The organism is Brevundimonas sp. Leaf168 (assembly GCF_001423685.1).
GTDB classification, from domain to species: Bacteria; Pseudomonadota; Alphaproteobacteria; order Caulobacterales; family Caulobacteraceae; genus Brevundimonas; species Brevundimonas vesicularis_C.
On sequence record NZ_LMOY01000007.1, the window covers coordinates 164889 to 190586 of the forward strand.

The following is a 25698-nucleotide window of genomic DNA, read 5'->3' on the forward strand; positions in this document are numbered from 1 at the left end:
CCTAGATGGCAGCCCACTTCTTTGCCGCCAAGCGCCTATTCACGACATTTCCATGCAGGACACCATCCGCCGCATCCTTACCGCCCGCGTCTATGACGTGGCGGAGGAGACGCCTCTCGACCCGCTGCGCCGTCTCTCAGCCCGGCTCGAACGGCCTGTTCTGCTCAAGCGCGAGGATTTGCAGCCGGTCTTTTCGTTCAAGATCCGCGGCGCCTACAACAAGATCGCCTGCCTGTCGGAGGACGAGCTGTCCAGGGGCGTCATCTGCGCATCGGCTGGCAATCATGCGCAGGGGGTGGCCCTGGCGGCCGCACGCCGCAACATTCCCGCCACCATCGTCATGCCCACCACCACACCCGGCATCAAGGTCTCGGCCGTCCGCGCCCTGGGCGGTGAGGTGGTTCTGCACGGCGACAGCTTCGACGAAGCCTATGCCCACGCCCGTGAACTGGAGAGCCGGACCGGCGCGGCGTTCATCCATCCCTTCGACGACCCCGACGTCATCGCGGGCCAAGGCACGGTGGGCCTCGAGATCGCCCGTCAGCACGCCGACCCGATCGAAGCCATCTTCGTGCCCATCGGCGGCGGGGGCCTGGCCGCCGGGGTCGCCGCCATCGTCAAATTCCTACGACCCGAGACCCGGATCATCGGCGTCGAGCCGGTGGATGCCCCGACGATGAAGTCCGCCATCGACGCCGGCGAGGTGGTGACCCTGAACGAGGTCGGCCTGTTCGCCGACGGCGTCGCCGTGCGTCGAGCCGGGACCGAGACCTTTCGGCTGTGCAAGGATCTGCTGGACGAGATCGTGTTGGTGGACACCGACGCCATCTGCGCCGCGATCAAGGACATCTTCGACGACAGCCGCGCCATCGCCGAGCCCTCGGGCGCCGTGGCATTGGCGGGGCTGAAGGCTTGGGCCGCCGCCCATCCCGGAAGCGGCAGTCTGATCGCCATCAACTCGGGCGCCAATCTGAACTTCGACCGGTTGCGCCACGTCGCCGAACGGGCCGAGATCGGAGAGGGCGCCGAGGCGCTGCTGGCCGTGGCGATGAAGGACGACCGCGACGACTACCGTCGATTCCTGGACAGTCTGGACGGTCGTTCGGTCACCGAGTTCAACTATCGCTGGTCCGGCGACGGGCAGGCGCAAATCTTCGTCGGCGTGGCCCTGCGAAACGGTCCGCACGAGCGCGACGACCTGATCGCGGCCCTGCGTTCGGGCGGCTACGCCGTCGAGGACATGAGCGACAATGAGACCGCCAAGCTGCATGTCCGCTACATGGTCGGCGGCCGCACTGTCGGCCTGCTCCACGAACGCATCCTGCGCTTCCAGTTCCCCGAACGCACCGGCGCCTTCCTGCGGTTCCTGAACAGCCTCCAGCCCGCCTGGGCCCTGACGCTGTTTCACTATCGCAACCACGGCGACGACGTCGGCCGGGTGCTGGCGGGCATCAGCGTACCGCCCCGGGAACAGGGCCAACTGACCGCCGCCCTGGCCGATCTGGGCTACCCTTACGTCGATGAGACCGCCAATCCGGCGTGCCGGCTGTTTCTGGACGGCGCATGACTACGTAGCGCCGCCTTAACGGGGTGTTTGGGGAACGGGGCGCATAAGCGCGGGCCTACGGAGCCCGTCATGTCTGCGTTCAATCGCCTGTCCATCGCCCTGAAGCTCGCCGTCGTGGCGGGGCTCGCCATCGGCGCCTTGATGATCGTCGCGGCCATCGGCGTGACGGCCTATTCCGGCGCGATCGTCCGCGACATGGCGGGCCGGTACGCCGAAAGCGCTGCGCAAGAGGCCTCGCAAGAAATCCGCAACGAGATCGTCTCGGCGGGCACGGGCGCCAAAACCCTGGCGGCAACCCTGGGCGCCGCACGACAGACGGGCCTGACCGACCGCGCCGCTTATATGGCCCTGGTCAAGCCGAACGCCGAAGCGACCGATCAGGTCATGGGCGCCTGGTTCATGGCCGCCCCTGACGCCGTCGGCGCCGACGCCGCCTACATTGGTGATGCGGCGACCAGTTCGAACGTCAACGGACGACTTTCAGTCTATTGGGTGCGCCGCGACGGCCAGATTTCCCTGGAACCTGAGGCAGACGGCTCGGACTTCGAACAGGCCTATTACACCGAGCCGATGGCCAGCGGCGCGCCGGTCGTGGTCGAACCGTACGAAGAGAACATTGGCGGCGGCAAGGTCGCGATGACCTCGGTCGCCTATCCAGTGCGCGCCAACGGCCGTATCATCGGCGTCGCGGGCCTGGATATCACCCTGGCCAACCTGTCGCAGCGTCTGGCGGCGATGAAGCCGCTGGGCACCGGCCGCGTGACCTTGGTGTCGAACAAGGGCGTCTGGGTCGCCCATCCGGACGCCGCCGTGCGAGGCCAAGCCTATGCGGATGCTGGCGCGGACATCGTGCGCAACGTCATCGCCAAACGCCAAGCCCAGGCGGTTGAGGGCGTCAGCGTGAACGGCGAGCCGGTTCGACGTCTGGTTCAGCCCGTGATCCTGCCCGGCCAAAAGGCGACCTGGGCCGTCGTGCTGGACATCCCCGTCAAGACGATCGAGGGCCCGGCGCGGCAGTTGGCCTTGATGCTTCTGGTCGGCGGCGTTCTGATCATCGCCGCCATCATCGTCGCCCTTTTGATCACCAGCGACCGTCTGATCCGACGCCCACTGGCGCGTCTGACCGCCGATGTGCGGACCATGAGCGACGGACGCTATGACATCCCCGTGGCTGGCGCGGACAAGGCCGACGAATTGGGCCAGATTGCGCGGGCGCTCGAAGGATTCCGGCTCGAGCTTGCGGACGGTCTGACCCGTCGCGACCAGCAACAGCGCGAACGTGCGGCCGCCGAGACCGATCGTCGCCGCCACGCCGAGGAGACCGAGCTTTTCGCCGCCTCGCAAACCCGCGCCGTCGAGACTTTGGGCGAAGGTCTGTCGCGCCTCGCCGCCGGCGAACTGGCTTGGCGGATGCCGGAGGCGGGCTTCACCGCCGACACGCGTCGCATCCCGGAAGATTACAACGCCGCCCTGCATCAACTGCACACGACGATGACTGGCATCTGGACCACGGCCCAGTCGATGCGCGGCGGATGTCAGGACATCGCAGCCGCCGCCGACAGCCTGTCGCGCCGCACCGAGCAGCAGGCCGCCGGTCTGGAGCAGACCGCCGCCGCGCTGGACGAGCTGACTCAGACAGTGCGCAGTAGCGCCGAAAACGCCGAGCGCGCCCGAGACATCACTCAGGCCGCTCAGGCGGCGGCGGACAAGGGCGAGGCCGTCGTGCAAGACGCAATCGGCGCCATGTCAGAGATCGAGCAGTCCTCGACCCAAATCAACCAGATCGTCGGCGTCATCGACGAGATCGCCTTCCAGACCAGCCTGCTGGCCCTGAACGCCGGCGTCGAGGCCGCCCGGGCCGGGGAAGCCGGACGCGGTTTCGCCGTCGTCGCATCCGAGGTGCGGGGCCTGGCCGAACGGTCAGCCAGCGCCGCAAAAGAGATCAAGGCGCTGATCGCCCTGTCGCAAAGCAATGTGCAGCGCGGATCCGACCAGGTGTCGCTGACGCGCGATAGCCTCAGCGCCATCGCTGTCCAAGTGGCGGAGGCTAACGCCCTGGTTCGCTCCATCGCCGCCGCGACGCGCGAACAGTCGGTCGGCATCGGCGAGATCAATATGGCGATCAATCAGATGGACCAGTTCACGCAGCAGAACGCCGCCATGGTCGAGGAATCCACAGCCGCCAGCCACGCCCTGACGAACGAGGCCGGCGAACTGGAGGGGCTGATCAGCCGCTTCGACCTAGGTCAGACGGCGCAGTCGAGACGCGCCGCCTGATCAGGGAACGGGCGCCGCCCACAGCGCCCGTCTGTCTTCACGCCTTATCGATGGCGGCGGCGATCTGATCGCTGGAATGGCCCGTCAGGTCCTTCGCGATCTCGGCGACCAGCTTGGCTTGAAGGTCCTTGTGCCAATGCTTGCGCAGCTCGCCCAGCGTCTTGGGCGCTGCGATCACCAGCAGTTCGTCGATCTTGTTGGTGACCGACCATTTGTTCAGCACCTCGGCGACGCCCATGGCGAAACCGTCCTCGGCCTGGGTGTCATTGTCGGGGTTCGCCTCATTGGATCGGCGGCCGGCCGAACCCGACACCCGATCCGCGATGGCCGGGGTTTCCAGCGGCGTCAGCTTGATGTCCGAAGCGTTCGTATTCTTGAACAGGGCCAGCTTCTCGCCATCGACCACCGCCACCAGCGCGCCATTGGAAAGTTTCATCGTCGATACTCCAGTGTGTAGGGACTTGGACAACGAACCGGAACGCAGGCCGTTGCCCCACGCCGCCGATCCCATAGTGTCGCGCGACAAAACCGCCGGGAGATGAACCATGCCTGACGTCCTGCCGCTGGACCGCCGCCGCCTGATGGTCCTGGGCGCATCCGGCGCTGCGGCTGCGATCCTGCCGGCGTGCGCGACCATGACGGCTACATCGCCGCGCCAGACGGTATGGACCTTCGATCGCCTGGCCGACATCGGGGGGATCGAGACCCGCGTCGAGGGCGCGCCGAGCCTGATCGACAGCCCCTTTGGCCGAGCGGTTCACTTCGACGGCGTGGACGACGCCCTGTTCATCGATCAGCATCCGCTGGCCGGGGCCGAAACCTTCACTTTCGAGGCCCTGTTCCGACCCGACGGCGGCGCCTTCGAGCAACGCTGGTTTCATCTCGCCGAAGAGGCGCCGGCCGGTCAGCCGCCGTCGCAGACGCGCTTCCTGTTCGAGATCCGCGTGGTTCGGGACCGCTGGTACCTGGACGCTTTCACGCGCGGGCCTGGCTACAACCACACCCTGATCTTCCCTGAGCGGCTCCATCCGTGCGGACAGTGGTTCCACGTCGCGCAAACCTTCGACGGCGTCCTGTACCGGGCCTATGTCGACGGGGTCCTGCAGGGCGAGCACCCGGTGCCGTTCAAGCCGCAAGGGCCAGGCCGCGCCTCGGTCGGTTGCCGCATCAACCGCGTGAACTACTTCAAGGGCGCGGTGCGTCAGGCCCGCTTCACCCACGCCGCCCTGCCGCCCGAACGGTTCACGCGGGGCTAAAGCAGCCGGCCGCCCGCCTCATGCGCCAACAGCCAGCGTTTGCGCTCAAGCCCGCCAGCATAGCCGGTCAACGTTCCATTCGCTCCGATCACGCGGTGGCAGGGCACGATGACGCCGACCGGATTGGCGCCGTTGGCCAGGCCCACGGCGCGGACGGCCTTGGGCGCGCCGACGGCCGCAGCGAGCTGACCATAGGTGCGGGTCTCGCCGGTCGGGATGTCGCGCAACGCCGTCCAAACCGCGCGTTGGAACTCCGTGCCGCCGGTGCGGACCGTGATGGCGTCGAAGGCGGTCAGGTCGCCGTCAAACCAGGCCTCGACCGCCCGGCGGATCGTCTCCGGCGCGCGGCCTTCGGTCAGTACGACCTCACCGTAGTGGCGGCGCAGCAGCAAGCGCAGACGGGCTTCGTAGTCGTGGAAGTCCAATGCCCGCACCGCGCCGTCGGCGTCGGTGACGACCAGCACCTCGCCGACGGGGGACGGGATGCGATCCAGGGTCAGATGCATGTCAGGCTGATCGGTCATTTCGCCGTTCCTCGCTCAGGGCCCAATAGAGTGCGCCATAGGCCCGCCACGGCCGCCATCGCTCGGCGCGCGCCAGCAGCGCGGCGTCCTTCGTCGTCAACCGGTTGCTGGGCGCATCCTCGCCGGCGTCGATCCACTCGCCCGCAAGTCTCAACCCCGGCATGGCCGTGATTCCGGCGTGCAGAACGGGATCGGCCGACAGGTCGCGCGTGATCGCCTCGGGATCTGCGGCGAGGTCGAATACCCGCCGCACCCGCGCCAGCACGCCCGGCAAGGCTTTCAGATTCTCGATCCGCGCCTCGACCGCCGCCCTCCCTTCACCGGCCGGCCGAACCGTCACTGCGCCATCGGTTTCGTCCACGTCCAACCGAAGCCGCCGCGTCCAGGCGCCGTCCACCACGATCTCGTCCGCGACATCGCGCATCGCCAGCGCCGACATCATGGCGGGCCAGTCATAGGGCGCACGGTAGGACAGACCGATCTTGATCACTCCGCCCGCTTCGGCATCGACCTTGCGGCGCCGCAGGTCCGATGGCGCGCGACCGTAAAGGGCCTGAAACGTCTCGTTGAATCGTCTCACACTGCCGAAGCCCGACGCCATCGCCACCTCGGCCATCGACAGGTCGGTCTCGTGGATCAACTGTTTGGCCAGGAGGACGCGCCGCGTCTGGGCCACGCTGACCGGGGCGGTGCCCAGATGCTGGCGGAACAGGCGGCGCAGTTGCCGCTCACCCATGCCAAGCCTCGCCGCCATAGCGTCCGCCTTGCCAGTATCCAGCGCGCCCGCCTCGATCAGGGCCAGGGCGCGACTGACGGTGTTGGACGTGCCGCGCCAGGCGCCCATTTCCGGCGCCGTCTCGGGCCGGCACCGCAGACAGGCCCGCAGACCCGCCGCCTCGGCCGCTGCGGCGCTGGGGTGAAAGACCACATTCTCGCGCTTCGGCGTTCGCGCCGGGCAGACGGGCCGACAATAGATGCCGGTCGAGGTCACGCCGGTGAAGAAACGCCCATCGAAACGGGCGTCCCGCGCCACGACGGCGCGCCAGCAGGTCTCCTGATCCAACAACCGATCCATGCCCGGAGGATGCGCCGCCCGCCCGACGATGTCTCGCGGTTTTCGGACATGAATCGGATCAGTCTCTCAGAAAGAACAAGGCCTCGACCGTCGTGTCCAAGGCCCGGGCGAGTTCCAGGGCAAGAACGGTCGAGGGCACGAAGACGCCGTTCTCGACCGTATTGATGGTCTTGCGCGAGACGCTGGCCTTGTCGGCCAGCCCCTGCTGCGTCAGGCCTGCGGCGGTGCGCGCCTCTTTCAACCGCGAGCCGAGCCTGGGATCACCCATCGCGACCGGCCTCGCGATCCAGCCAGGCGAACCGCAGGCCCGCCGACGCCCCGCCCAGCGCCAGGACATAGGGCAGAGCCAGCACGCCATATTCCGCGCGCCACAGGCCCAGACCCAGCGCCACGGTGACCCCGCCCATCAGCACGACGAAGGCCAGGATCATTGATCGCGCCCGCAGAACCTGCGTCAGCTCGTCTTCCATCAAGCGGCGGTTCTTCTGCGCGTTCCAATCCCAGCCCATGACGAGCACAGGGATCAGCCAGCCGTACAGAACCGGCAGCAAGATCTGCACATAGGCGCCCAGGTTGTGTTCGCCGCCCAGGACCCTCTGCATGGCGAGATGCGCCTGAGCCATGAACAGCAGCAGCACCAACGGATAGAGGACCAGCTGTTGCGTGCGCCCCCGCTGCAGCTTTTCGCGGCGTGCGCCGTCACGGCTCTCCGTCACATCGATCGGCTGTCCGGGGCGGCCGCACCAGGCCATCATGGCGCCGATGAGCATCAGCCCGAAACCGAAGCCGGCCGCCACGCCCGCGGTCGTCGCCTGATCGCCCTCTGTTCCATGCATGAGGGCGAAACCCGCTCCGCCGGCCAAGGCGGCGGCGCCGATGATGAGCATGGCGACGCCGCCCCACCAGTATCGACGCCGGCTCGATTGCACTCGCAGAACCGCAGCGTTTTCGTCCTTGTTCACGACTTCCTCCTGAAGTAACCTTGAGGTGACATATCACCTATAGGTTACACGCCGTCAAGAGGGGATATCGCCTTATCGACCGACGACCAGTCGCGCTGCCGCTCGGATGACCCGCACCACCTCTGCGGCGAAGGCCCAGACGACCACGACCATCAGGATCGTCGCCACCCCGCCTGCATCGTCGCCAGAGCGGCCGATCAGAACCCGAATCCGATCCACGAAATCGGTGACGCTGCCGACCCAGATCAGCGGCGACAGCGCCGACCAGAACCAGACCCACAGCAGGCCCCAGGCGGCGGCGATCCCGAAAGCCATGTCGCCCAGCGCCGTCACCCGCACATTTCCGCCCGACGCCGCCCGCATCAGATCGAAGCCGATACGGCAGGCGGCGAACAGGGCGACCGGCCAAAAGGCGACCCGCACCATGTCAGCCAGGATAAGCCCGTAGTCGACGCCGTCGACGACTCCGGCCAGTTCCTCCGGCCGGATCGGCGCGACCTGCAACAGGCCCGTCCACCACAACAGCACCACGGTCCAGCCGATGGCGCTGGCCACCGCACGCGCCACGGGCGACATTTCGGCGCTCTTGCGCACGGCTTGGCCCGACTTTGAGGCCCCTTCGCCGCCCCTGGTGAACCATTCGCCCTTGGCGATCCGTTGGGTCGTCCACTGCTCGGCGTCGAAATCGCCGCCCAACTCGAACAGGCCCAGATCCTTGACGCGCCATTTGGCGATGAAGTCCGGCTTCTTCGACTGACGCTCCAATACGAAACCGACAGCGGTGAGCAGGCCGACAACCGTGATCGCGCCGCTGATCAGGCTGGAGATCCCCTGCCCAATCGCCTGGCCCACATAGACGTCGCCGACCAGAACCCGCACCGCCAGGCCGATCAGGGTAACGGCCGCCATCACCGTCAACCCGACCTTCAGCCCGAACATCCACCACGGATAGAGCTCAGGCCCGATCAGGGCCTGCGGTCCTGGGCGATAACGCGCCGCCACGCTTAGCGGATGACCGACCTCGCGCAGCAGGGCTTCGACCTCGTCGTCTGTGGGCGCCCGTCCCAGTCGGGCCTCCAGCGCCTCCAGACGCCCCATGATCTCGTCGCGCAGCTCGGCGACGATGTCGTCGCGGTTGTCCTTCGGCAGCTGGGCCGCCACGGCCTTCAGATAACGTTCGACCAGGTCCATGCCGGTCTCTCCCTCTTTCCCGGTGTTCACAGCATCTTCTCCAGCGAAGCCGACAGGCCGCGCCATTCCACAGCGAGCCGTTCCAGCATCGCCTCCCCGCGCGGCGACAAGCGGTAAAACCGCTTCTTGCGCCGCTCCTCCTCGCGCCATTCGCTATCCAGCAGCCCCTGGCTCTCCAGCCGGCGCAGCAGCGGATAGAGGGTGCTCTCCTCCATCTCGACGCCGACCTCGCCCAGGGCGACCCGCAGCGAATAGCCGTATTGCTCGCGCCTGAGACTGGCCAACACGGCGAGGATCAATGACCCCCGCCGAAGCTCCAGCCGCAGGCTCTCGAACAGCAGCGCCTCGTCGTTCTCGCTCACCCACCACCTCCGTACGCCACATAGTGTGTGACACACAGTGTATGGGACATACTGTGCGAGGGGGTCAAGCGACTCGCGATCGGCGCTCTGGGAGATCACTCACAGAAAAGGGCGGCGGACCGAAATCCGCCGCCCAAATCACGTCTTTCAGACGCTAAGGCTTAGAACGACTTGGTCAAGTTCACAAAGGCCGTGCGGCCCAGGTAGTCGTAGCCCGAGTACAGCGGGGCGTTGCCGACCCGATTGTAAACGCCTGACGAGATCACGGGCGGATCTTCGTTGAACAGGTTGCGCACACCAGCGGTCGCGGTCCAGCCGTTGGCCGAATATTGCACCGAGGCGTTATGCAACCAGTAGTCGCCGACTTCCAGGTCGTAGTCCGACGTCGCCGGATCTTCGCCGTAGTACTCATAGCTGTCGGTGCCCTGGATCCACTCGACGCCATAACGCACGCGCCACTTGTCCCACGCATACGAAATGTCCGCGGTTCCGGTGAACTCCGGATTGTTGATCATGCCCGTGAAATCTTCCAACGGATCTTCGGCGAACAGCTTGCTCGACACTTCCGTGTATTGCGTCACAGCCAGGTTGAACAACGCCGTGCCGGGTCCGACGTCCTTGCGATACCGCACGGTGTAGTCGAGGCCCTTCACATTGTCGGTGGCCAGATTGATGTAGCTGTCCTGGACCGTCAGGCTGTTGTCGACCGTGCTGCGCGTAACCAGGCGGCAGAAGCCGTTATTGGCCGCAAAGTCTGCAGGGTTGGAGTCGTAGCAGCGGGTCAGGATTTCGCCTGCACCTGTGCGCGACACGCCGTTTTCCACTTCGATCTCGTAATAGTCGACGGCGAAGGACAGGTCGCCCCACGACGACGGCAACGGCGGCTGAAGCACCAGGCCGACTGTCATGTTGGTCGAGGTTTCAGCCGCGAGGCCGGCGTCGGCTCCGCCCGAAGTGACGACACGAACGCTGGTAACTGACTGGAAGTCGCCCGGCAGTCCTTCGGCGGTGCAGTTGGCGACCCGGTTTGGGTTCACGTTCGGCGCGCCGTAGTTGTTGCAGCGATCGAGCGTGTTGGACTGGAAGCCGGTCGTTGCGCCGACGAACTGTTCGAACAGGGCGGGTGCGCGATACGACGTGCCATAGGTGCCGCGAACCGTGACCCAGTCGATCGGACGATAGACCAGACCGATCTTATAGGTCGTGTCGTCGCCGTAGGAGTCGTAGTCGGTGTAACGGAACGAACCGTTCAGGGTCAGTTCCTTGGCTAACGGCATGTCCGCCAGGACGGGCGCTTCGATCTCGCCGAACACTTCTTTGACCGAGTCGGAGCCGCGCGTGATGGCTGAGGTCGAGAAGTTGTAGGTGTTGCCCGCCTGGCTATCGATACCCGGCGTGTCGTCGATTTCCGACTCACGCCATTCCGCGCCGAAGAAGCCCATGACGCGGCCGGCCGGCAGGCTGAACAGCGGACCGTCGATGCCGAAGCTGACGACCTTCTCGGTGAACTCGGTCGTGCCCGTCACCGGGCGGAAGACGTAGTCGACCCAGTTCTGCGGCAGGACGCCGCCGATGGTCTGGGTGTTCAGCACCGGAGCGGCGACGCAGCCAGGGTTGGCGCCCAGTTGTGCGCACTGGAACTGGCCCGGCGCCGTCTGGACGACGTCCAGAGTTTCGATCAGGCGGTCCGTCAGAAACTGCTCGCTGGTGTAGGTCGACTTGGACCGCGAGTAGCTGAACGCCGCATCATAACGCCATTCGGGGATGAAGAAGTTGCCCTTGATGCCAGCGACGTAGCGACCGAAATCGACCTCCTGCTCGGAATAGTCGTTGCCGAAGCCGATGAAGGCGCGGACGCCGACGTTTTGGCCCTTGTTCAAGCCCTGATCGGCGAACGCGACGCTGCCTCGAAGATTGGCGGGAATGAGCGGGCTGCCAACCGCATAGTCGAGCGCGAGCTGACGATAGCCCGTCTGCGACGACTTGCGGCGGTTGAACAGGGCTTCGCCGTAGATTTCGGCATCGCCGAGCGCCTGCAACTGATAGCCGGCTTCGCCGTATAGCGTCGTGATCTCGACCGGCGAGATCAGCGACTCGTTCAGCATGCGATCTTCGAAGGTGTCGCGCACGTTGACGTCATTGGCGCCGCCGCCCACGCCCTCGAAGCCGACCAGACCCGTGGTGACGGCCGAGTTCGGACGCCAGCGGTTGAAGGTCGATCCGACCGAACCGGCGGCGCCGACGCCTGCGGTCAGGTTGGTGCCGATGGTGTTGATCGAAACGCCATTCGACCCGGTCGTGGTGATAGGGTAGCATTTCGACTGGCCAGTCAGCGGGTCGATGAAGTCCTGGCCATTGCGGAAGCCGTCTGTCTGGCAGCGCGTAAACTCACGATCACGGAGGGTGAGCTCGTCACGCTCGTAACGTTCGATGGAGCCGGCGGCGCGCCAGCGGTCGCCGCTGGTTCCGGCCGTCAACGACAGGCGGGTCGAACCGCCGGCGCCGTTTGCCTCCAACGGCTCATTGCGCTGGGCCTCGACGGTCACGCCGTCGATGTTCTTGCGGGTCTGGATGTTGACCACGCCGGCGACAGCGTCGGAACCGTAAACCGAAGAGGCGCCATCGCGCAGGATTTCGACGCGGTCGATCATCGCGGTCGGGAGGACGTTCAGGTCAGCCGCGCCGACCGATCCACGCGAGCCGGCCGGCGAAACGCGGCGACCGTTCAGCAGAACCAGGGTGCGGCTCGGCGACATGCCCCGCAGGCCGATGGTGTTGGCGCCGGGACCACCGTCAGTGACATAGCCGCCGAAGGAGTTGTTGATCTGCGACGTGCCGCCGGTGACCGCCGTGCTTTGCAGCGCCTCGGTCGTCGAGGCGAAGCCCTGAAGCGTTGCTTCTTCGCGGGTCACGACCTGGGTCGGCGACGGGGCGTTATAATTGTCGCGGCGAATGCGCGAACCGATGACGACGATCTCGTCAACAGTAGCAGCCTCACCGCTTTGAGTAACGGCAGCATCCTGCGCTACAGCCATCGCAGGTGCAAACATCGCAAGCGATGCTGTAACAATTCCGCCGACCACGGTCGACGCAAGTAGGTGATTTTTACGGCTTCGCATACGTCTATTCACAACCCCAGTTGGTACGATACTGATCGCAACCCGCATATCGCAGGTATGTATCACCGATATACGTGATATATCGATTGTGTGACAGCCCTAGGCGCAAGCTAAAGCAATCACAACTAAAAAAGTCACACAATCGTTCGGAAGGCGGTTAAATTGCGCGCAGAACGTCGCAGTTTATCCCAATACTGAGCAATAGTTTCTTGCATCACGTCGGTTTTTGGATTGATTTATCCCGACATGTGCCAATCGGCCGCTTCTGGCCTTCGCGCTATGGCATCAGGCGTCGGCGCTCACTAAGTTCTGTTCATGAACCGTTCTTCGACGCCGAAGCCCGCCGCCGCCAAGCCGGCCAAGCCCGTTCACGTCCCAAATCCAGGGGTGCAGGAGGCCTCGGCCGCCTTCATCCGCGACACCGGCAAGATGCCGATGTTCGCCCCGGTCGTCGGGCCGCGCCTGACGCCGGAGCACCCGGTCGCCGCGCCCGCCGACTGGGTGCCGCACCGTCCCTCGCACGAGGGCAAGAAGAAGGGCGGCCGCTTCCGGCTGGAAACCAAATACACGCCCGCCGGCGACCAGCCCGCCGCCATCGCCGAACTGGTGGCTCAAGCCCAGGCCGGGGACCGCGACCAAGTGCTGCTGGGCGTCACCGGCTCGGGCAAGACCTTCACCATGGCCAAGGTGATCGAGGAAACCCAGCGCCCCGCCCTGATTCTGGCGCCGAACAAGACGCTGGCGGCCCAGCTCTATTCCGAGTTCAAGTCGTTTTTCCCCGATAACGCGGTAGAATACTTCGTCAGCTACTACGACTACTATCAGCCAGAGGCTTATGTCCCGCGTACGGATACGTACATTGAAAAGGACTCAAGCATCAATGAGCAGATTGACCGTATGCGGCACTCTGCGACGCGAGCTATACTAGAACGAGAAGACGTCATTGTTGTGGCGTCGGTGTCCTGCATCTACGGCATCGGGTCGGTTGAGACCTATACGGCGATGACGTTCACGCTGAAGGTGGGGGACCAGATCGACGAGGCGAAGCTGCGGGCGGATCTGATCGCGCTGCAGTACAAGCGCAACGATCTGAACTTCGACCGGGGGATGTTCAGGAAGCGCGGCGATGTGATCGAGATCTTCCCGGTCCACCTGGAAGACCGGGCCTGGCGGATCAGCCTGTTCGGGGACGAGCTGGAGGCGATCCAGGAGTTCGATCCGCTGACGGGCAAGAAGACGGCCGATCTGAACGAGATCACCGTCTATGCCGCCAGCCACTATGTAACCCCGCGACCGACGCTGAATCAGACCGCCGCCGGCATCAAGGCGGAGCTGAAGGAGACGCTGGACTGGATGGTCGAGAACGGCAAGCTGCTGGAGGCGCAACGCCTCGAACAGCGCACCCGGTTCGACCTGGAGATGATGGAGGCCACCGGCAGCTGCGCCGGCATCGAGAACTACTCCCGCTGGCTGACCGGCCGCGCCCCCGGCGAGCCGCCGCCGACCTTCTTCGAATACATCCCCGACAACGCCCTGCTGTTCGTGGACGAGAGCCACGTCACCATCGGCCAGATCAACGGCATGTTCCGGGGCGACTACCGCCGCAAGTCGACGCTGGCGGAATACGGCTTCCGCCTGCCCTCCTGCATCGACAACCGCCCGCTGAAGTTCGAGGAATGGGAGGCCATGCGCCCCCAGACGGTACACGTGTCAGCCACCCCCGGCCCGTGGGAGATGGAACAGGCGGGCGGCGTGTTCGTGGAGCAGGTCATCCGCCCCACCGGCCTGATCGACCCGCCGGTCGAGATCCGCCCCGTCTCGGGCAAGACCCGCAACCAGGTCGACGACGTCATCGACGAGGTCAAGACGACGACGGCCAAGGGCTATCGCAGCCTGGTCACCACCCTGACCAAGAAGATGGCCGAGGACCTGACCGAATATATGCATGAGCAGGGCATCCGCGTCCGCTACATGCACTCCGACGTCGACACGCTGGAGCGGATCGAGATCCTGCGCGACCTGCGGCTGGGGACGTTCGACTGTCTGATCGGCATCAACCTGCTGCGCGAGGGTCTGGACATCCCCGAGTGCGGCCTGGTCGCCATCCTGGATGCGGACAAGGAGGGCTTCCTGCGCTCGGAGACCTCATTGATCCAGACCATCGGCCGCGCCGCGCGCAATGTGGACGGCCGCGTCATCCTGTACGCCGACCGCATGACCGGCAGTATGGAGCGCGCCATCGCCGAGACCGACCGCCGCCGCGAACGCCAGGTCGCCTACAACACCGAACACGGCATCACGCCCGAAACGGTCAAGCGCGACATCAAGGAGATCATGGACAGCCCCTATGAGTCGCGCGAGATGGATCGCCTGACCAAGCCGGGTGTGGCCGAAGCCTCCAAACCCTTCGTCGGCTCCAACTTCCAGGCCGCCCTGCGCGACCTGGAAGGCCGCATGCGCGAGGCCGCCTCCAACCTGGAGTTCGAGGAAGCCGGCCGCCTGCGCGACGAGATCAAGCGCATGAAGCTGATGGACCTGGAGTTCGCCAACGAAGCCCTGACCGGCGCCGGCGAAGCCGTCGACAAGTCCGCGCCGAAACGCTGGCGCGCCGAGGCGGCGGCGGAGAAGGCGGAAGCGTTTCGGAAGGGGCGGCTGTAACGGCCGCAACTTCGCTTCTGCCACATGCGCAGCGACGGCGCTGCGCGACAGAATCGCAGCTCTAGCTTGCCTAGCAAGCCACAACCTATAATCATGCCCCCACATACCGGGCGGGGACCTGATGCTTTTAGAAAAACTGACACTACAGGGCTTTCGACGCTTTCACGAACCAACAGAAGTCAATCTGTCAGGCAAGATGGTGGCAATTGTCGGCTCCAATGAAGCGGGAAAAACCTCGCTCCTCAACGCATTGAGGCTACCTCTTTCTAATAGCGAAATTAGCTATTCGGATCGCACCTACCTAGGCACTTATCCAGCAAAACTAATCTACCACTACTTCCTAGAAGCATCCGATTTGGAGGCAGCTAAACTTAACCAGCCATCGTGGCTTCATGTCCACAAGTTACAAGCAGGAAACCGCACTTTTGGGGTCCACCCAAGACCTGATCGGGATTTTTCTAGCAGAGACATATGTGAAAAGTCGTTTGTGCGGTTTTTGGCTAGCGGAAAGGTGAGAATTGACATTATCAAGCAAGGCATTGACCTAGATTTTAACATTATTGAATCGGCTCTACCAGCGTTGCAGTTTAGGGGCGGACCTTATGATGATGACCATCTGCAATCCCTTGAAGCTGCAATAGAGCAACTCCAAAAGCTTGAGAATGCCGATCTTCCATTATACGCAACAAATTTGAGAGAACAGCTCAACGATCTCGTGAAATTTGAAAAAGGTCATGATCCGCATCAATATGCCATAAACATACTATCCAAGCGACTTCCTCCAATATTGTATTTTGGGGCAACCGATAGGGATATAGGGCTGCCATACTCGCTTGCTCTGTACAAAGGCGGAGACGTGAGCAATGCACCTTCCAAGCCACTTTCTCAGGTAATCAGCCTATCCAAGCTCGACATGGACGCGCTCGTCGAAGCCGACCAAAGCGGAAACGAAGCCGTAAAAACCGGCCTCCTGGCCGCTGCAAATGAGGAATTGAGGAAACTTTCAGAAGGCCTATGGAGCCAGTCTGACGCATGCCTATTTCTTACAGTCAGCAATGGCTCTCTCGATATTCTGGTGGAGCATAAAGACGGTTTTGAAGCTCGAGATAGATATAATAATCTGAGAGATAGGAGCGATGGATACCGTCAGTTTGTGGCATTGCAGATTTTCGCATTTCTCCAATCAACGGCCGGTGCAATTCTTCTGATCGATGAAATCGACCAGCATTTACATTACGACGCCCAGGCTGACCTAATTCAACTTCTTCAAAAAGAAAGCTCTATACAAAAAGTCATATACACAACCCACTCAGCAGGCGCACTACCAGAAGACTTGGGCACGGGAGTGAGACTAGTTTTGTGGAATGAAAATGAAAAGAAGTATAGCCGCGTCAATAATAAATTTTGGGTACGTGCTGAACACGAAGGTTTCAGGCCTTTGCTTTTTGGCATGGGCGCAGCCACTCTCGCTTTCTTCCCTACTCGGAAGGCACTCATCGCCGAAGGCGTGACCGAGATGCTGCTATTACCTAAACTACTTCGAGATGCATTGGGCCGCAATGCGCTAGGATTTCAGATAATCCATGGACTTGCTAATATAAGCCCCAAAGGTCTTCCCATGATTGACGAGGGATTCAATGGAGTTGCCTATATCGTCGATGGTGATGCTGGCGGGAAAGCAATCGCTGACAATCTCAAGGCAGCGGGCGTATCGAGTGAATATATATTTAATCTGAAAACAACAGGTTGCGTTACTGTCGAGGATATTATTGAGAAGAAAGTATGGAAAGAGGCCATTATCTCCCTTCTTCGAAAATTCAATCCTGGCCTCATCGACCAATTGTCTGCGGCTCACTTCCCTGAAAAAGGACGCGTGGCAGCCTTACCGGCATTAGTCGCCAGTCGTAAGGTTGAGATCGCATATGAAATTCTGGATCTCTTGGCGCGGGATCCAGGAGCACAGATTCTGTCGGCCGCAAAGAAAGATCGTTTGAAAAAAGTGGGGGAGGAAATTCTAGCCTCTTTATCAGTCGATAAGTAAAGCCGAATCTCTGAAAGTGGCATCAGTTCTGGATATCTTACTCACAGATATCTAGACCTGTGCTGCTTCATGATGAATTGAGCTGAAAGTGCTGTTTTCAGCCTGCGTGATTTTTGGCCAGGCGCTAGGCAATCCCGACTAGATAGGGAGAATTTTCGTCCTCTAAAGACTGAGTGTTGATTCTATAGATTTGCGCCAATACGTATTTGGCGCTCGCGGCAGAGAAGTACCTTCTCCCAAAGAGTCGGAGTGATCCGCTCTCACAACTCATCCAGCGTCTTGTCCCATTCCTCCATCGTCACGGTTCCCCGCGAGGTGCCCAGGTAGAGGTCGATGCCCTGGGAGATGCGGCGGTCCTGTTCGCGTTCGATGACGGGGTCGAGGCCAACTTCGCGGAGTTGGTCCTCGAGCGCGGCGATGCGGCGGTCCAGCTGGACGCGGCGGGCCAGTTGGGCCTCGCTCCATTCATCGTTGGCGCGGGTCAGCTTCTGCTTCGCCTGCCAGTATTGGCCGCGCAGTTCCCAGTCGCTCTTGTCGCTGGTGTTCATGGCGAAGCGGCGCTCGGCCTCGGCCTCATTGGTCAGGATGTCGAAGACCAGTTGCAGGGGCGCGTTTTTCACCGTCAGCCGGGCGGCGCGGCCGGGGCCGTCGCGGTCGGCCAGTTTGAGATAGGTCTCGGCCAAGGCCGCCAGGGCGCGGGCCTGGGCGAAGTCCTGGGCGTGCAGGGCGCGGCCCGAGGCCTGGGCGGCGGCGCGGGCCAGGGCTGCGGGATCGTTGGGATCGTCCGGAGAAAGATCGGCCGCGTCTTGAGACGACAGGGGCTGGGGCGCGGGGGTCGCGGCCTCGCTGCGCGCATGGCGGGACCAGCCCTCCTTCGTCGCGCGGGCGCGGATGGAGGCCTCGGTCACGTCGTGGCGGGCGGCGACGGTCTTGGCGTCGAGGCCGGACAGATAGTCCTTTCGGACCTGGGTCCAGACCTCGGGCGGCTTGATCTTGTAGCGGCGTTTTTCCATGCGGACATTATGAGGCCGGCGCTACCCCAGGCCGGGAGAAGGCCGATTCTCGAGGCTAGAGATTTGATTTTCCACATCGCGACATGTCAGGGGTCACGCGCCAGCTGTGCATGAGGCGCGGGTGCGACCGATGATGACGCAGGGGCGTGCGACACCCCCGCCCCATGAGCCAGGGCATACATCGCAAGATCCGGCCGGACGCCGTCTGGGCCGAAATCAGGAAGGCGTGGGAGGACGGCGAGACCGCGCGGTCGGTCGCCGCACGCTATGACGTCGGGGTGCACGCCCTGTGGAAGCGGCGCGAGGCGGAAGGCTGGAAACGGCCCGAGCCGACGCTGGCGCCGATCGAGCCGGCCGAAGGCTGGGACCGGCATATCCAGGCGCGGCGCGACGCCTTCAACGCCCAGCTGGAGGACGCGCGGGCGCTGGCGGAATGTCTGGCGGCGGCGATGACGGACGAGCGGCTGAGCCGGGCGCCGCACTGGCATATTCCGTGGCTGTATCACTGGCGCGCGATGCATCTGGGGCCAGAGGCGACGGCGCGGGATCGGGCGCGGGCGATCGAGACGGGCCAGCCGTGGGCCGAGCGGTTCTGGGACGCGGACGGGGCGCTGAAGCCGCTGGCGTGGCTGGATCTGGAGATGGCGCGGCTGCATCCCGAGGACTGGCGCGCGGCCATCGGCCTGCCCGACGGCCTGCCCGAGGCGGCGACGCGATACGCGCCCTGAGGGGCGCCGCAGTTGACTTATCGGCGATAAGCGCCCATTTGCGCGGCGTCGCACAATCGCGATCTCCGGCGTCTCCAGCGCGTGTGGGTCCCCTTCGGACCTGTCTGTAGAAGCCGCCGGCCCCTCATATCCATTCGCTGCCCGGACACGCGGGGCGGCGCCCGATCCACCCCGCAGGCCTCCTCCCCGAGGCCCCGTCGGGACTGGCGGTGCGCGGCCCGACGGCGTCATGCCATGGCTGATAGCGCCCTGCCGCTACGCGAAAGACAGACTGCTGTGAGCACCACATTCGAATCCATGGGCCTGAACAAGGCCCTGCTGCAGGCCCTGGCCTCGACCGGCTACACCAAGCCGACCCCGATCCAGGAAAAGGCCATCCCCGACGTCATGGCCGGCAAGGACCTGCTGGGCATCGCCCAGACCGGCACCGGCAAGACCGCCGCCTTCGCCCTGCCGATCCTGCATCGCCTGGCCGAAAACCGCATCGCCCCCAAGCCCCGCACCACGCGCGTGCTGGTCCTGAGCCCCACGCGTGAGCTGGCGACCCAGATCGGCGACAGCTTCAAGGCCTACGGCGCCCACCTGGGCTTCCGGGTCGCGGTGATCTTCGGCGGCGTGAAATACGGCGGTCAGGAGCGGGCCCTGCAACAGGGTCTGGACATCCTGGTCGCCGCGCCCGGCCGCCTGCTGGACCACATCCAGCAGAAGAACCTGGACCTGTCCTCGACCGAGATCTTCGTGCTGGACGAGGCCGACCAGATGCTGGACCTGGGCTTCATCAAGCCGATCCGCCAGATCGTCTCCAAGATCCCGGCCAAGCGTCAGAACCTGTTCTTCTCGGCGACCATGCCGTCCGAGATCGGCAAGCTGGCGGGCGAACTGCTGAAGGACCCGGTCAAGGTCCAGGTCACGCCGCAGTCGACCACGGTGCAGCGCATCAGCCAGTCGGTCGTCTATATCGAACAGGGCAGGAAGCGCGCCCTGCTGACCGAGATGTTCAGCGATCCCGAATACACGCGCTGCCTGGTCTTCACCAAGACCAAGCACGGCGCCGACAAGGTCGCGGCCTATCTGGAAGCCGGCGGCGTCGAGGCCGGGGCCATCCACGGCAACAAGAGCCAGCCCCAGCGTGAACGCACCCTGGAGGCCTTCAAGAAGGGCAAGCTGCGCGTGCTGGTCGCCACCGACATCGCCGCGCGCGGCATCGACGTGGACGGCGTCTCGCACGTCGTGAACTTCGAACTGCCGCACGTGCCGGAATCCTATGTCCACCGCATCGGCCGCACCGCGCGGGCGGGCAAGGACGGCACCGCCGTCAGCTTCGTCGCCGGCGACGAGATGAAGCTGCTGCGCGACATCGAGAAGGTCACGCGCCAGAAGATCCCCGCCATCGACCGCCGTAACGACAAGGCCCTGGGCCAGCTGGACGCCACCATCATGGCCACCGGCGTCGGCAAGAAGGCGACGATGCCGGAACGCGAGGGCGGCGAGCGCAACGAGGGCGGCCAGGGACGGGGCGGTCGCGGCCGTCGCGCGCCGCATCGCGAGGGCGTGCGTCCGGAAGGCGGCGGCCAGCCGCACCGCCAGCGTCGCAACCGCCCGGGCGAAACCCCGGCGGCCCCGCGCCCCGAGCGCGCCTACAACCCCTTGGCCGGCGAGCGCGTCCCCTCGATCAACGACAACGTCAAACCGGCCGAAGGCGAAATGAAGCGCCGCCCCCGTCGCCGCCCGTCGAACGGCGGCAAGGGCTACGGCGGCGCCGCCAAGGGCTGAGTCTGAGGATCGGGGAGCGTTTGCTCCCCGACACCTTCATATTGAGACAATAAAAAACGGCGGCTCCTGCCAAGGAGCCGCCGTTCTCATGTCAGCCTGGGCTGAGCGGAACTTAGAAGTTCCAGGTCGCGCCCAGCGAGAAGCCGACGCCCGAGCCTTGCGCTTCGCCGCGCAGGTTCGAGACGACAAGCCCGTTGCCATAGACATCGCGCGTGTCGTTGATCGTCGCGGTGTCGATGTCGATGTACGTCACGGCGCCGTCGAAGGTCATCGAACCGATCGTCTTGGACAGGCCGGCGGCGTAGAGCCAGCGGTCGCCGTCCGGAATACGGGCGGTGCGGTGATCGTCCGGCGTCGGGGTCGGGTCGTAACCCAGGCCGGCGCGGAAGGTCATCGACGGATCGATCTTGTAGTCGAAGCCGATGGCGCCGGTGGTGACGTCGTCATAGTCCTGAACGATGGTCGAGCCGCCGCCGGTGTAGGCGACGCGGATGGCGTCGAACTCGCTCCAGCCGATCTGGTTGACCTGGGCGTTCAGGGTGAGGCGATCGTTGACGGCGTAGCGGGCCGAGACGGTGGCGTACCAAGGCGTGGTGAAGGAGGCGCCGCCATCGGTCGAGACGTTGGCGCCGGCCAGGACGCCGGTCAGGCCCGAGATGTTTACCGAACCTTCCAGCTCGTGTTCGATCTTGGAGCGGTAAGACAGACCCAGGTCCAGCTTGCCGAAGTGCATCTGGGCACCGGCGTTCCATCCGTAATCCCAGCCGTCGCCTTCCAGTTGGTTGCGGCCATCGGTCGACGGCGAGACGACATAGGCGGGCGACAGGACGGCCGGGATCGGCACGTTCGGCAGGGCCGACGACAGGGTCGCCTTGGCGTATTGGGCGTCGAAACCGGCGCCGATGTCCAGCCAGTCGGTGACCGTCATGGCGGCGACCAGGCTGACGTTGGCCGAGCGCAGTTCCGACGTCAGAGCGTCGTAACGCGCGAAGTCGGTCGGCTCATATTTGGTGGTGAAGTTGTAGGGCGCCTGGACGGCCAGGCCGACGTTGAAGCGGTCGCCGATCGGCATGGAGACGGCGAAGTTCGGCACGATGCCGCTTTCGACCACGTCATGGACGTGCGGGTCGCCGTTGACGGGAGCCGAGCGGCTGACCACGCCGACGCCCGGAACCGGAACGTTGTAGGTCAGGCTCGAACCGGTGTTGTCGACGTCAGAGTCCAGGATCAGGCCGTGGGCGCCGAGGTAGACTTCGCGCTGGGTTCCAGCGATGGCGGCGGGGTTCCACCAAAGCGACTGGACGCCCTTGTCGGCGCCGACGCCGGCGTTGGCGCGACCTTGGCCGCGGGTCGATTGTTCTTGGACATAGAAGGAGCCGGCCATGGCCGGGGCGGCGACGCCGGCCAGCAGGGCGGTCGTCAGGGCGATCCCGCCCACGCGGGCGAAGTTCCTGGAGGTCATTTCATACACCTAAGTAAGCGCCGGCCGCATTACGCGCGGTCGATCAGGGGAGGAGCCCTCTCAGCGTTCGCGGCGCGAAAGCGTTGCGGGGAAGGCCCCCATCGGACCGGAAACAGGCGAAACCGTGGCGCCTGAGCCGCACACGATCACGGCTTTGCGAGGTTACGCAGCGGCAACATCGATGCCCAGATTACGCAGTTCTGCGATCAAATCATGCGCCGCCGCATCGACCTGATCGGCGTTGCGGCCACGAATGAGCAACTGTGTTCCGATCCCGCCGACGCTGCCATGGCCGAAGGGGTAGCTGCCGAAGGACAGGTCGCGGCGCTGGTTGGCTGCTGCGCGTAACACATCCGCCACAGCCCCCTCGCCCACGCCGGTGACCTTCAGGGTCTGGGCATGAACGATCGCGCCGGTGCGCAGGCGCGGCGCCACATCCTCCAACATCGCCTGCATGATCTTGGGCACGCCGGCCATGACGAAGACATTGCCGATCTGGAAGCCGGGCGCATCGGTGACCGGATTGGCGATCAGAACGCCGCCTTCGGGGATGCGCGCCATGCGACGGCGCGCGGCGTTGAAGTCGTCGCCGTAGCGGCGCGACAGGATCGCCAGCGCGTCGGGATGTTCAGGCAGGGCCACGCCGAAGGCGGCCGCCACGGCGTCGGCGGTGATGTCGTCATGGGTCGGACCGATGCCGCCGGTGGTGAAGACATAGTCCCAGCGTGAGCGGAGGGCGTCCAACGCCTCGACGATCCGGCCGTGATCGTCGCTGACGACCCGCGCCTCCATCAGATCGATCCCCAACGCCGCCAGAAACCGGGCGATGGTGTTGGTGTTGGTGTCCTGGGTCCGGCCCGACAGGATTTCGTCGCCAATGACCAGCACGGCGGCAGTCGGGCCGGAACGGTCGGTGTCAGCGTCGGTCATGCGGGAATCCGGGGGCAGGCTTGAGGTTTCATGCTATAACGCCCATCTGCGGCGAACGGATTGCGCCGTATCCCGCCTTTTGCAGACCGATCGCCCCATGTACGAAACGCCCGAACTCGAAACCGACGTCCTGGTCCGCTCCAGCGCCATCCGCATCCATGAGGCGGAAGACTTCGAGGGCATGCGCAAGGCCGGCCGTCTGGTCGCCGAGGCGCTGGACATGATCGCGGCGCATGTGAAGCCGGGCGTCCTGACCAGCACGATCGACGATCTCGTGCGCGAGTTCACCTTGGACAACGGCGGCCTGCCCGCCTGCCTGGGCTACAAGGGTTACGAGAAGACCGTCTGCACCTCGATCAACCACGTCGTTTGCCACGGCATTCCCGGCGACCGGGTGCTGAAGGACGGCGATATCGTCAACATCGACCACACCGTGATCGTGGACGGATGGCACGGCGATTCCAGCCGCATGTATGCGGTGGGCGAGATCAATGCGCGGGCCAAGAAGCTGATCGATGTGACCTATCAGTCGCTGGACCTGGGCCTGGAGCAGGTCAAGCCGGGCAATACGTTCGGCGACATCGGCTATGCGATCCAGAAGTTCGTCGAGGCCCAGCGCATGAGCGTAGTGCGCGACTTCTGCGGCCACGGCATCGGCCGCGTCTTCCACGACAGCCCCAACGTCCTGCACTACGGCCGTCGCGGCGAGGGCGCGGTGCTGAAACCCGGCATGTTCTTCACCGTCGAGCCGATGGTGAACCTTGGCAAGCCGCACGTGAAGGTGCTGTCCGACGGCTGGACCGCCGTGACCCGCGATAAGTCCCTGTCGGCCCAGTGCGAGCACACCATCGGGGTGACGGAAGACGGACTGGAAATCTTCACGGCGTCGCCGGCGGGGTTGTTCCGACCGAACTGACGGACGGCGGCGGCGTGCCCTAGAGACAGGGACTTTCTCGATCGAGAGCGCGACGCTAGGTTGCTGAAACGCAACCTGATGGATTCGCCGATGAGGAATGCCTGCGCCATGATTGGCCTAGCGGTGCTGCTGCTGGGCTGCGCCGCTGATCGTGCGCCTTCCAAACCAAGCGTCATCGGGATAGTTGCGGATAGTGACGCCGAAGTTGAGCGGTGCATCCCTCTAGAAACCAAGGTCACGTTCAGCTGCTGGTCTCCAGGGACGTCCGCTCCGATGACGCACTGCGTCGCCTACTCGGAAGACAAGCCTCGTTGCGGATTGAAACAAGAAGCCGGCGCGTATCTAAGTCGAGGTGCGCCAGGCATTATGCGAGATAACGACACCAGTGGAGGATGGCTTCTGGTGTCTATTTTCGCCGACACCGAAGGCCGGATCGGCATGGCGGCTACCAAAACTGACGGCACTCGGTTTCTGTACCACCATGACCAATCTCCGCCGCCGAATGGAGCTGTCGCCTCCCCAAACTGGCCTCGTTGGCCACCAGGGTTGGAGTTTGGTCCGGAGCAGTTGCGCCGATGACGTATGCTGTAAGCGGTGCGCCAGCACAGAAACCTCGGCATAGCGGTCATCGCGACCGGCTGCGTGAGCGGGCGGCGAAGGGGGGTCTGGGCGCCCTGCCCGACTATGAGCTTCTGGAGCTGCTGTTGTTTCGCAGCGTGCCCTACAAGGACACCAAGCCGCTGGCCAAGGATCTGCTGGCGCGCTTCGGGGGGCTCGAGAGAATCGGGGCGGCCAGTCATGAGGCGATCGAGGATCAGGTGGCGCGGTCAATGGGATACGCCGTCGGCAAGGCGACGCGGGCGGTGGCGCTGGACCTTCAGCTTATCTTCGACGTGACGCGGCGGATCGCGAAGGAGCCGACGGCGAAACGGCCGGTGATCTCGTCGTGGACGGCGCTCCTGGCCTATGTCCGCGTCGCCCTGCAGCACGAGCCGCGCGAGCAGTTCCGGGTGTTGTATCTGGACAAGAAGAACCAGCTGATCCTGGACGAGGTGCAGAACCGCGGCACGGTCGATCATGCGCCGGTCTATCCGCGCGAGGTCGTGCGGCGCGCGCTGGAGCTGTCGGCCAGCGCCCTGATCCTGGTGCACAATCATCCGTCGGGCGATCCCACCCCCAGCCGCGCCGACATCGAGATCACGAAACAGGTTGTGAAGGCCGGCCGCGCCCTTAACGTCGAGGTTCACGACCATCTGGTCGTCGGCCGCGACGGGGTGGCCAGCTTCAAGCAACTGGGCCTGATGTGACCGACAGGATTCTGACGACCGAGCGGCTGGTCCTTAAGCCCGTCTCGACCGACGATTTCGACGACCTGCTGACGCTGTGGTCCAACGAGGACTTCACGCGCCACATCATGGGCCGCGCGCTGGGACGCGAGGAGGTCTGGTTCCGGCTGTTGCGCGACATCGGCCATTGGGCCGCGATGGGCCACGGCAACTGGACGATCCGGCTGCGCGAGGGCGACGTCTATCTGGGCAGCGTGGGGGTGTTCGACTATCGCCGCGAGCTGGAGCCGCCGTTCGAGGCGCCCGAGCTGGGCTGGGGTATTGGGCCGGCGTTCCAGGGCAAGGGCTATGCGGCCGAGGCCTTGACGGCGGCGCTGGGCTGGACCGACCGGACGCTGGAGGGACGAACCGTCTGCATAATCTCGCCAGAGAACCTGGCCTCGCTGAAGCTGGCGGCGCGGGTCGGTTATCGTCCCTATGCGCGCGCGACCTACAAGGATCACGCGGTGCAGTTGTTCGAACGGCAGCGCTACGGAGCGTAGGTCGGCATTAAGGATT

General features: G+C 64.4%; 21 protein-coding genes. 10 read left to right on the forward strand and 11 right to left on the reverse strand.

Going from position 1 to position 25698, the window contains the following annotated elements:
* Positions 1-52: 52 nt before the first annotated feature.
* Both ilvA and ASF81_RS05640 read left to right on the forward strand, forming a co-directional pair.
* The gene (ilvA, locus tag ASF81_RS05635) at positions 53-1567 is read left to right on the forward strand and encodes a threonine ammonia-lyase, biosynthetic (RefSeq protein ID WP_055806078.1); all 1515 of its coding nucleotides are present in this window, start codon (positions 53-55) and stop codon (positions 1565-1567) included.
* A gap of 69 nt (positions 1568-1636) precedes the next feature.
* On the forward strand, positions 1637-3844 hold the full coding sequence (locus ASF81_RS05640; protein WP_055806082.1) for a methyl-accepting chemotaxis protein: 2208 nt from the start codon (positions 1637-1639) through the stop codon (positions 3842-3844).
* Between the two features lie 37 nt (positions 3845-3881).
* Here ASF81_RS05640 and ASF81_RS05645 read toward each other — a convergent pair whose 3' ends face one another.
* Positions 3882-4280: a host attachment protein gene (locus ASF81_RS05645; protein WP_055806084.1), complete on the reverse strand. Its 399-nt coding sequence runs from the start codon at positions 4278-4280 to the stop codon at positions 3882-3884.
* 109 nt (positions 4281-4389) lie between these two features.
* On the opposite strand from ASF81_RS05645, the gene ASF81_RS05650 reads away from it, so the two are divergent.
* Positions 4390-5100: a LamG-like jellyroll fold domain-containing protein gene (locus tag ASF81_RS05650; protein WP_055806087.1), complete on the forward strand. Its 711-nt coding sequence runs from the start codon at positions 4390-4392 to the stop codon at positions 5098-5100.
* Here the strand turns inward: ASF81_RS05650 and ASF81_RS05655 are convergent.
* The 7 genes from ASF81_RS05655 to ASF81_RS05685 form a co-directional block, all read right to left on the reverse strand.
* A complete protein-coding gene (locus ASF81_RS05655) occupies positions 5097-5624 on the reverse strand; it encodes a methylated-DNA--[protein]-cysteine S-methyltransferase (protein WP_055806091.1) in 528 nt (175 codons plus the stop codon). The genes ASF81_RS05650 and ASF81_RS05655 overlap by 4 nt on opposite strands.
* Positions 5608-6687, reverse strand: a complete 1080-nt coding sequence (locus ASF81_RS05660) for a bifunctional transcriptional activator/DNA repair enzyme AdaA (protein ID WP_235559248.1) — start codon at positions 6685-6687, stop codon at positions 5608-5610. Before ASF81_RS05660 ends, ASF81_RS05655 begins: the two co-directional genes overlap by 17 nt.
* Before the next feature lie 70 nt (positions 6688-6757).
* Positions 6758-6967, reverse strand: coding sequence for a helix-turn-helix transcriptional regulator (locus ASF81_RS05665; RefSeq protein WP_017504712.1), 210 nt, complete (start codon positions 6965-6967; stop codon positions 6758-6760).
* On the reverse strand, positions 6960-7661 hold the full coding sequence (locus tag ASF81_RS05670; protein ID WP_055806097.1) for a hypothetical protein: 702 nt from the start codon (positions 7659-7661) through the stop codon (positions 6960-6962). The genes ASF81_RS05665 and ASF81_RS05670 overlap by 8 nt, the downstream gene beginning before the upstream one ends.
* 72 nt (positions 7662-7733) lie before the next feature.
* Positions 7734-8852, reverse strand: coding sequence for a hypothetical protein (locus ASF81_RS05675; RefSeq protein WP_055806937.1), 1119 nt, complete (start codon positions 8850-8852; stop codon positions 7734-7736).
* A gap of 26 nt (positions 8853-8878) precedes the next feature.
* Positions 8879-9214 (reverse strand): PadR family transcriptional regulator, encoded by a 336-nt coding sequence (locus ASF81_RS05680; protein WP_091749647.1) that lies wholly within the window; start codon positions 9212-9214, stop codon positions 8879-8881.
* A gap of 161 nt (positions 9215-9375) precedes the next feature.
* The gene (locus tag ASF81_RS05685; protein WP_255353865.1) at positions 9376-12381 is read right to left on the reverse strand and encodes a TonB-dependent receptor domain-containing protein; all 3006 of its coding nucleotides are present in this window, start codon (positions 12379-12381) and stop codon (positions 9376-9378) included.
* Between the two features lie 381 nt (positions 12382-12762).
* On the opposite strand from ASF81_RS05685, the gene uvrB reads away from it, so the two are divergent.
* Together uvrB and ASF81_RS14785 are read left to right on the forward strand one after the other, a co-directional pair.
* The gene (gene uvrB / locus ASF81_RS05690) at positions 12763-14991 is read left to right on the forward strand and encodes an excinuclease ABC subunit UvrB (RefSeq protein ID WP_235559261.1); all 2229 of its coding nucleotides are present in this window, start codon (positions 12763-12765) and stop codon (positions 14989-14991) included.
* A 121-nt stretch (positions 14992-15112) separates the two neighbouring features.
* Positions 15113-17032 carry an ATP-dependent endonuclease gene (locus tag ASF81_RS14785; RefSeq protein WP_082503468.1) on the forward strand — a complete coding sequence of 640 codons (1920 nt, stop codon included), beginning with the start codon at positions 15113-15115 and terminating at the stop codon, positions 17030-17032.
* 260 nt (positions 17033-17292) lie between these two features.
* On the opposite strand, the gene ASF81_RS05700 is transcribed toward ASF81_RS14785, so the two are convergent.
* Positions 17293-18045, reverse strand: coding sequence for a hypothetical protein (locus tag ASF81_RS05700; protein WP_055806112.1), 753 nt, complete (start codon positions 18043-18045; stop codon positions 17293-17295).
* Between the two features lie 164 nt (positions 18046-18209).
* Between ASF81_RS05700 and ASF81_RS05705 the strand changes: the two genes are divergently transcribed.
* Both ASF81_RS05705 and ASF81_RS05710 read left to right on the forward strand, forming a co-directional pair.
* Positions 18210-18773, forward strand: a complete 564-nt coding sequence (locus tag ASF81_RS05705) for a hypothetical protein (protein ID WP_055806114.1) — start codon at positions 18210-18212, stop codon at positions 18771-18773.
* Positions 18774-19049: 276 nt separating this feature from the next.
* On the forward strand, positions 19050-20546 hold the full coding sequence (locus ASF81_RS05710) for a DEAD/DEAH box helicase (protein WP_369814902.1): 1497 nt from the start codon (positions 19050-19052) through the stop codon (positions 20544-20546).
* Positions 20547-20658: 112 nt separating this feature from the next.
* Here ASF81_RS05710 and ASF81_RS05715 read toward each other — a convergent pair whose 3' ends face one another.
* Together ASF81_RS05715 and ASF81_RS05720 are read right to left on the reverse strand one after the other, a co-directional pair.
* On the reverse strand, positions 20659-22008 hold the full coding sequence (locus ASF81_RS05715; RefSeq protein ID WP_055806944.1) for an OmpP1/FadL family transporter: 1350 nt from the start codon (positions 22006-22008) through the stop codon (positions 20659-20661).
* A gap of 162 nt (positions 22009-22170) precedes the next feature.
* Positions 22171-22938, reverse strand: coding sequence for a competence/damage-inducible protein A (locus ASF81_RS05720; protein ID WP_055806119.1), 768 nt, complete (start codon positions 22936-22938; stop codon positions 22171-22173).
* A gap of 97 nt (positions 22939-23035) precedes the next feature.
* Between ASF81_RS05720 and map the strand changes: the two genes are divergently transcribed.
* The 3 genes from map to ASF81_RS05735 all read left to right on the forward strand — a co-directional run bounded on the left by map (position 23036) and on the right by ASF81_RS05735 (position 25682).
* Positions 23036-23854 carry a type I methionyl aminopeptidase gene (map, locus tag ASF81_RS05725; protein WP_017504701.1) on the forward strand — a complete coding sequence of 273 codons (819 nt, stop codon included), beginning with the start codon at positions 23036-23038 and terminating at the stop codon, positions 23852-23854.
* Between the two features lie 575 nt (positions 23855-24429).
* Entirely contained in the window at positions 24430-25161 is a 732-nt protein-coding gene (radC, locus tag ASF81_RS05730) for a DNA repair protein RadC (RefSeq protein ID WP_055806124.1), read from the forward strand.
* A complete protein-coding gene (locus tag ASF81_RS05735; RefSeq protein WP_055806127.1) occupies positions 25158-25682 on the forward strand; it encodes a GNAT family N-acetyltransferase in 525 nt (174 codons plus the stop codon). Before radC ends, ASF81_RS05735 begins: the two co-directional genes overlap by 4 nt.
* Positions 25683-25698: the final 16 nt, after the last annotated feature.

Excerpts from the sequence above, each read along its gene's own strand:
- ilvA (WP_055806078.1), top strand. The coding sequence starts at position 53 with ATGCAGGACACCATCCGCCGCATCCTTACCGCCCGCGTCTATGACGTG.
- ASF81_RS05640 (WP_055806082.1), top strand. The coding sequence starts at position 1,637 with ATGTCTGCGTTCAATCGCCTGTCCATCGCCCTGAAGCTCGCCGTCGTG.
- ASF81_RS05645 (WP_055806084.1), bottom strand. The coding sequence starts at position 4,280 with ATGAAACTTTCCAATGGCGCGCTGGTGGCGGTGGTCGATGGCGAGAAG.
- ASF81_RS05650 (WP_055806087.1), top strand. The coding sequence starts at position 4,390 with ATGCCTGACGTCCTGCCGCTGGACCGCCGCCGCCTGATGGTCCTGGGC.
- ASF81_RS05655 (WP_055806091.1), bottom strand. The coding sequence starts at position 5,624 with ATGACCGATCAGCCTGACATGCATCTGACCCTGGATCGCATCCCGTCC.
- ASF81_RS05665 (WP_017504712.1), bottom strand. The coding sequence starts at position 6,967 with ATGGGTGATCCCAGGCTCGGCTCGCGGTTGAAAGAGGCGCGCACCGCC.
- ASF81_RS05675 (WP_055806937.1), bottom strand. The coding sequence starts at position 8,852 with ATGGACCTGGTCGAACGTTATCTGAAGGCCGTGGCGGCCCAGCTGCCG.
- ASF81_RS05685 (WP_255353865.1), bottom strand. The coding sequence starts at position 12,381 with ATGCGGGTTGCGATCAGTATCGTACCAACTGGGGTTGTGAATAGACGT.
- uvrB (WP_235559261.1), top strand. The coding sequence starts at position 12,763 with ATGCCGATGTTCGCCCCGGTCGTCGGGCCGCGCCTGACGCCGGAGCAC.
- ASF81_RS14785 (WP_082503468.1), top strand. The coding sequence starts at position 15,113 with ATGCTTTTAGAAAAACTGACACTACAGGGCTTTCGACGCTTTCACGAA.
- ASF81_RS05700 (WP_055806112.1), bottom strand. The coding sequence starts at position 18,045 with ATGGAAAAACGCCGCTACAAGATCAAGCCGCCCGAGGTCTGGACCCAG.
- ASF81_RS05705 (WP_055806114.1), top strand. The coding sequence starts at position 18,210 with ATGAGCCAGGGCATACATCGCAAGATCCGGCCGGACGCCGTCTGGGCC.
- ASF81_RS05715 (WP_055806944.1), bottom strand. The coding sequence starts at position 22,008 with ATGACCTCCAGGAACTTCGCCCGCGTGGGCGGGATCGCCCTGACGACC.
- ASF81_RS05720 (WP_055806119.1), bottom strand. The coding sequence starts at position 22,938 with ATGACCGACGCTGACACCGACCGTTCCGGCCCGACTGCCGCCGTGCTG.
- map (WP_017504701.1), top strand. The coding sequence starts at position 23,036 with ATGTACGAAACGCCCGAACTCGAAACCGACGTCCTGGTCCGCTCCAGC.
- radC (WP_055806124.1), top strand. The coding sequence starts at position 24,430 with ATGACGTATGCTGTAAGCGGTGCGCCAGCACAGAAACCTCGGCATAGC.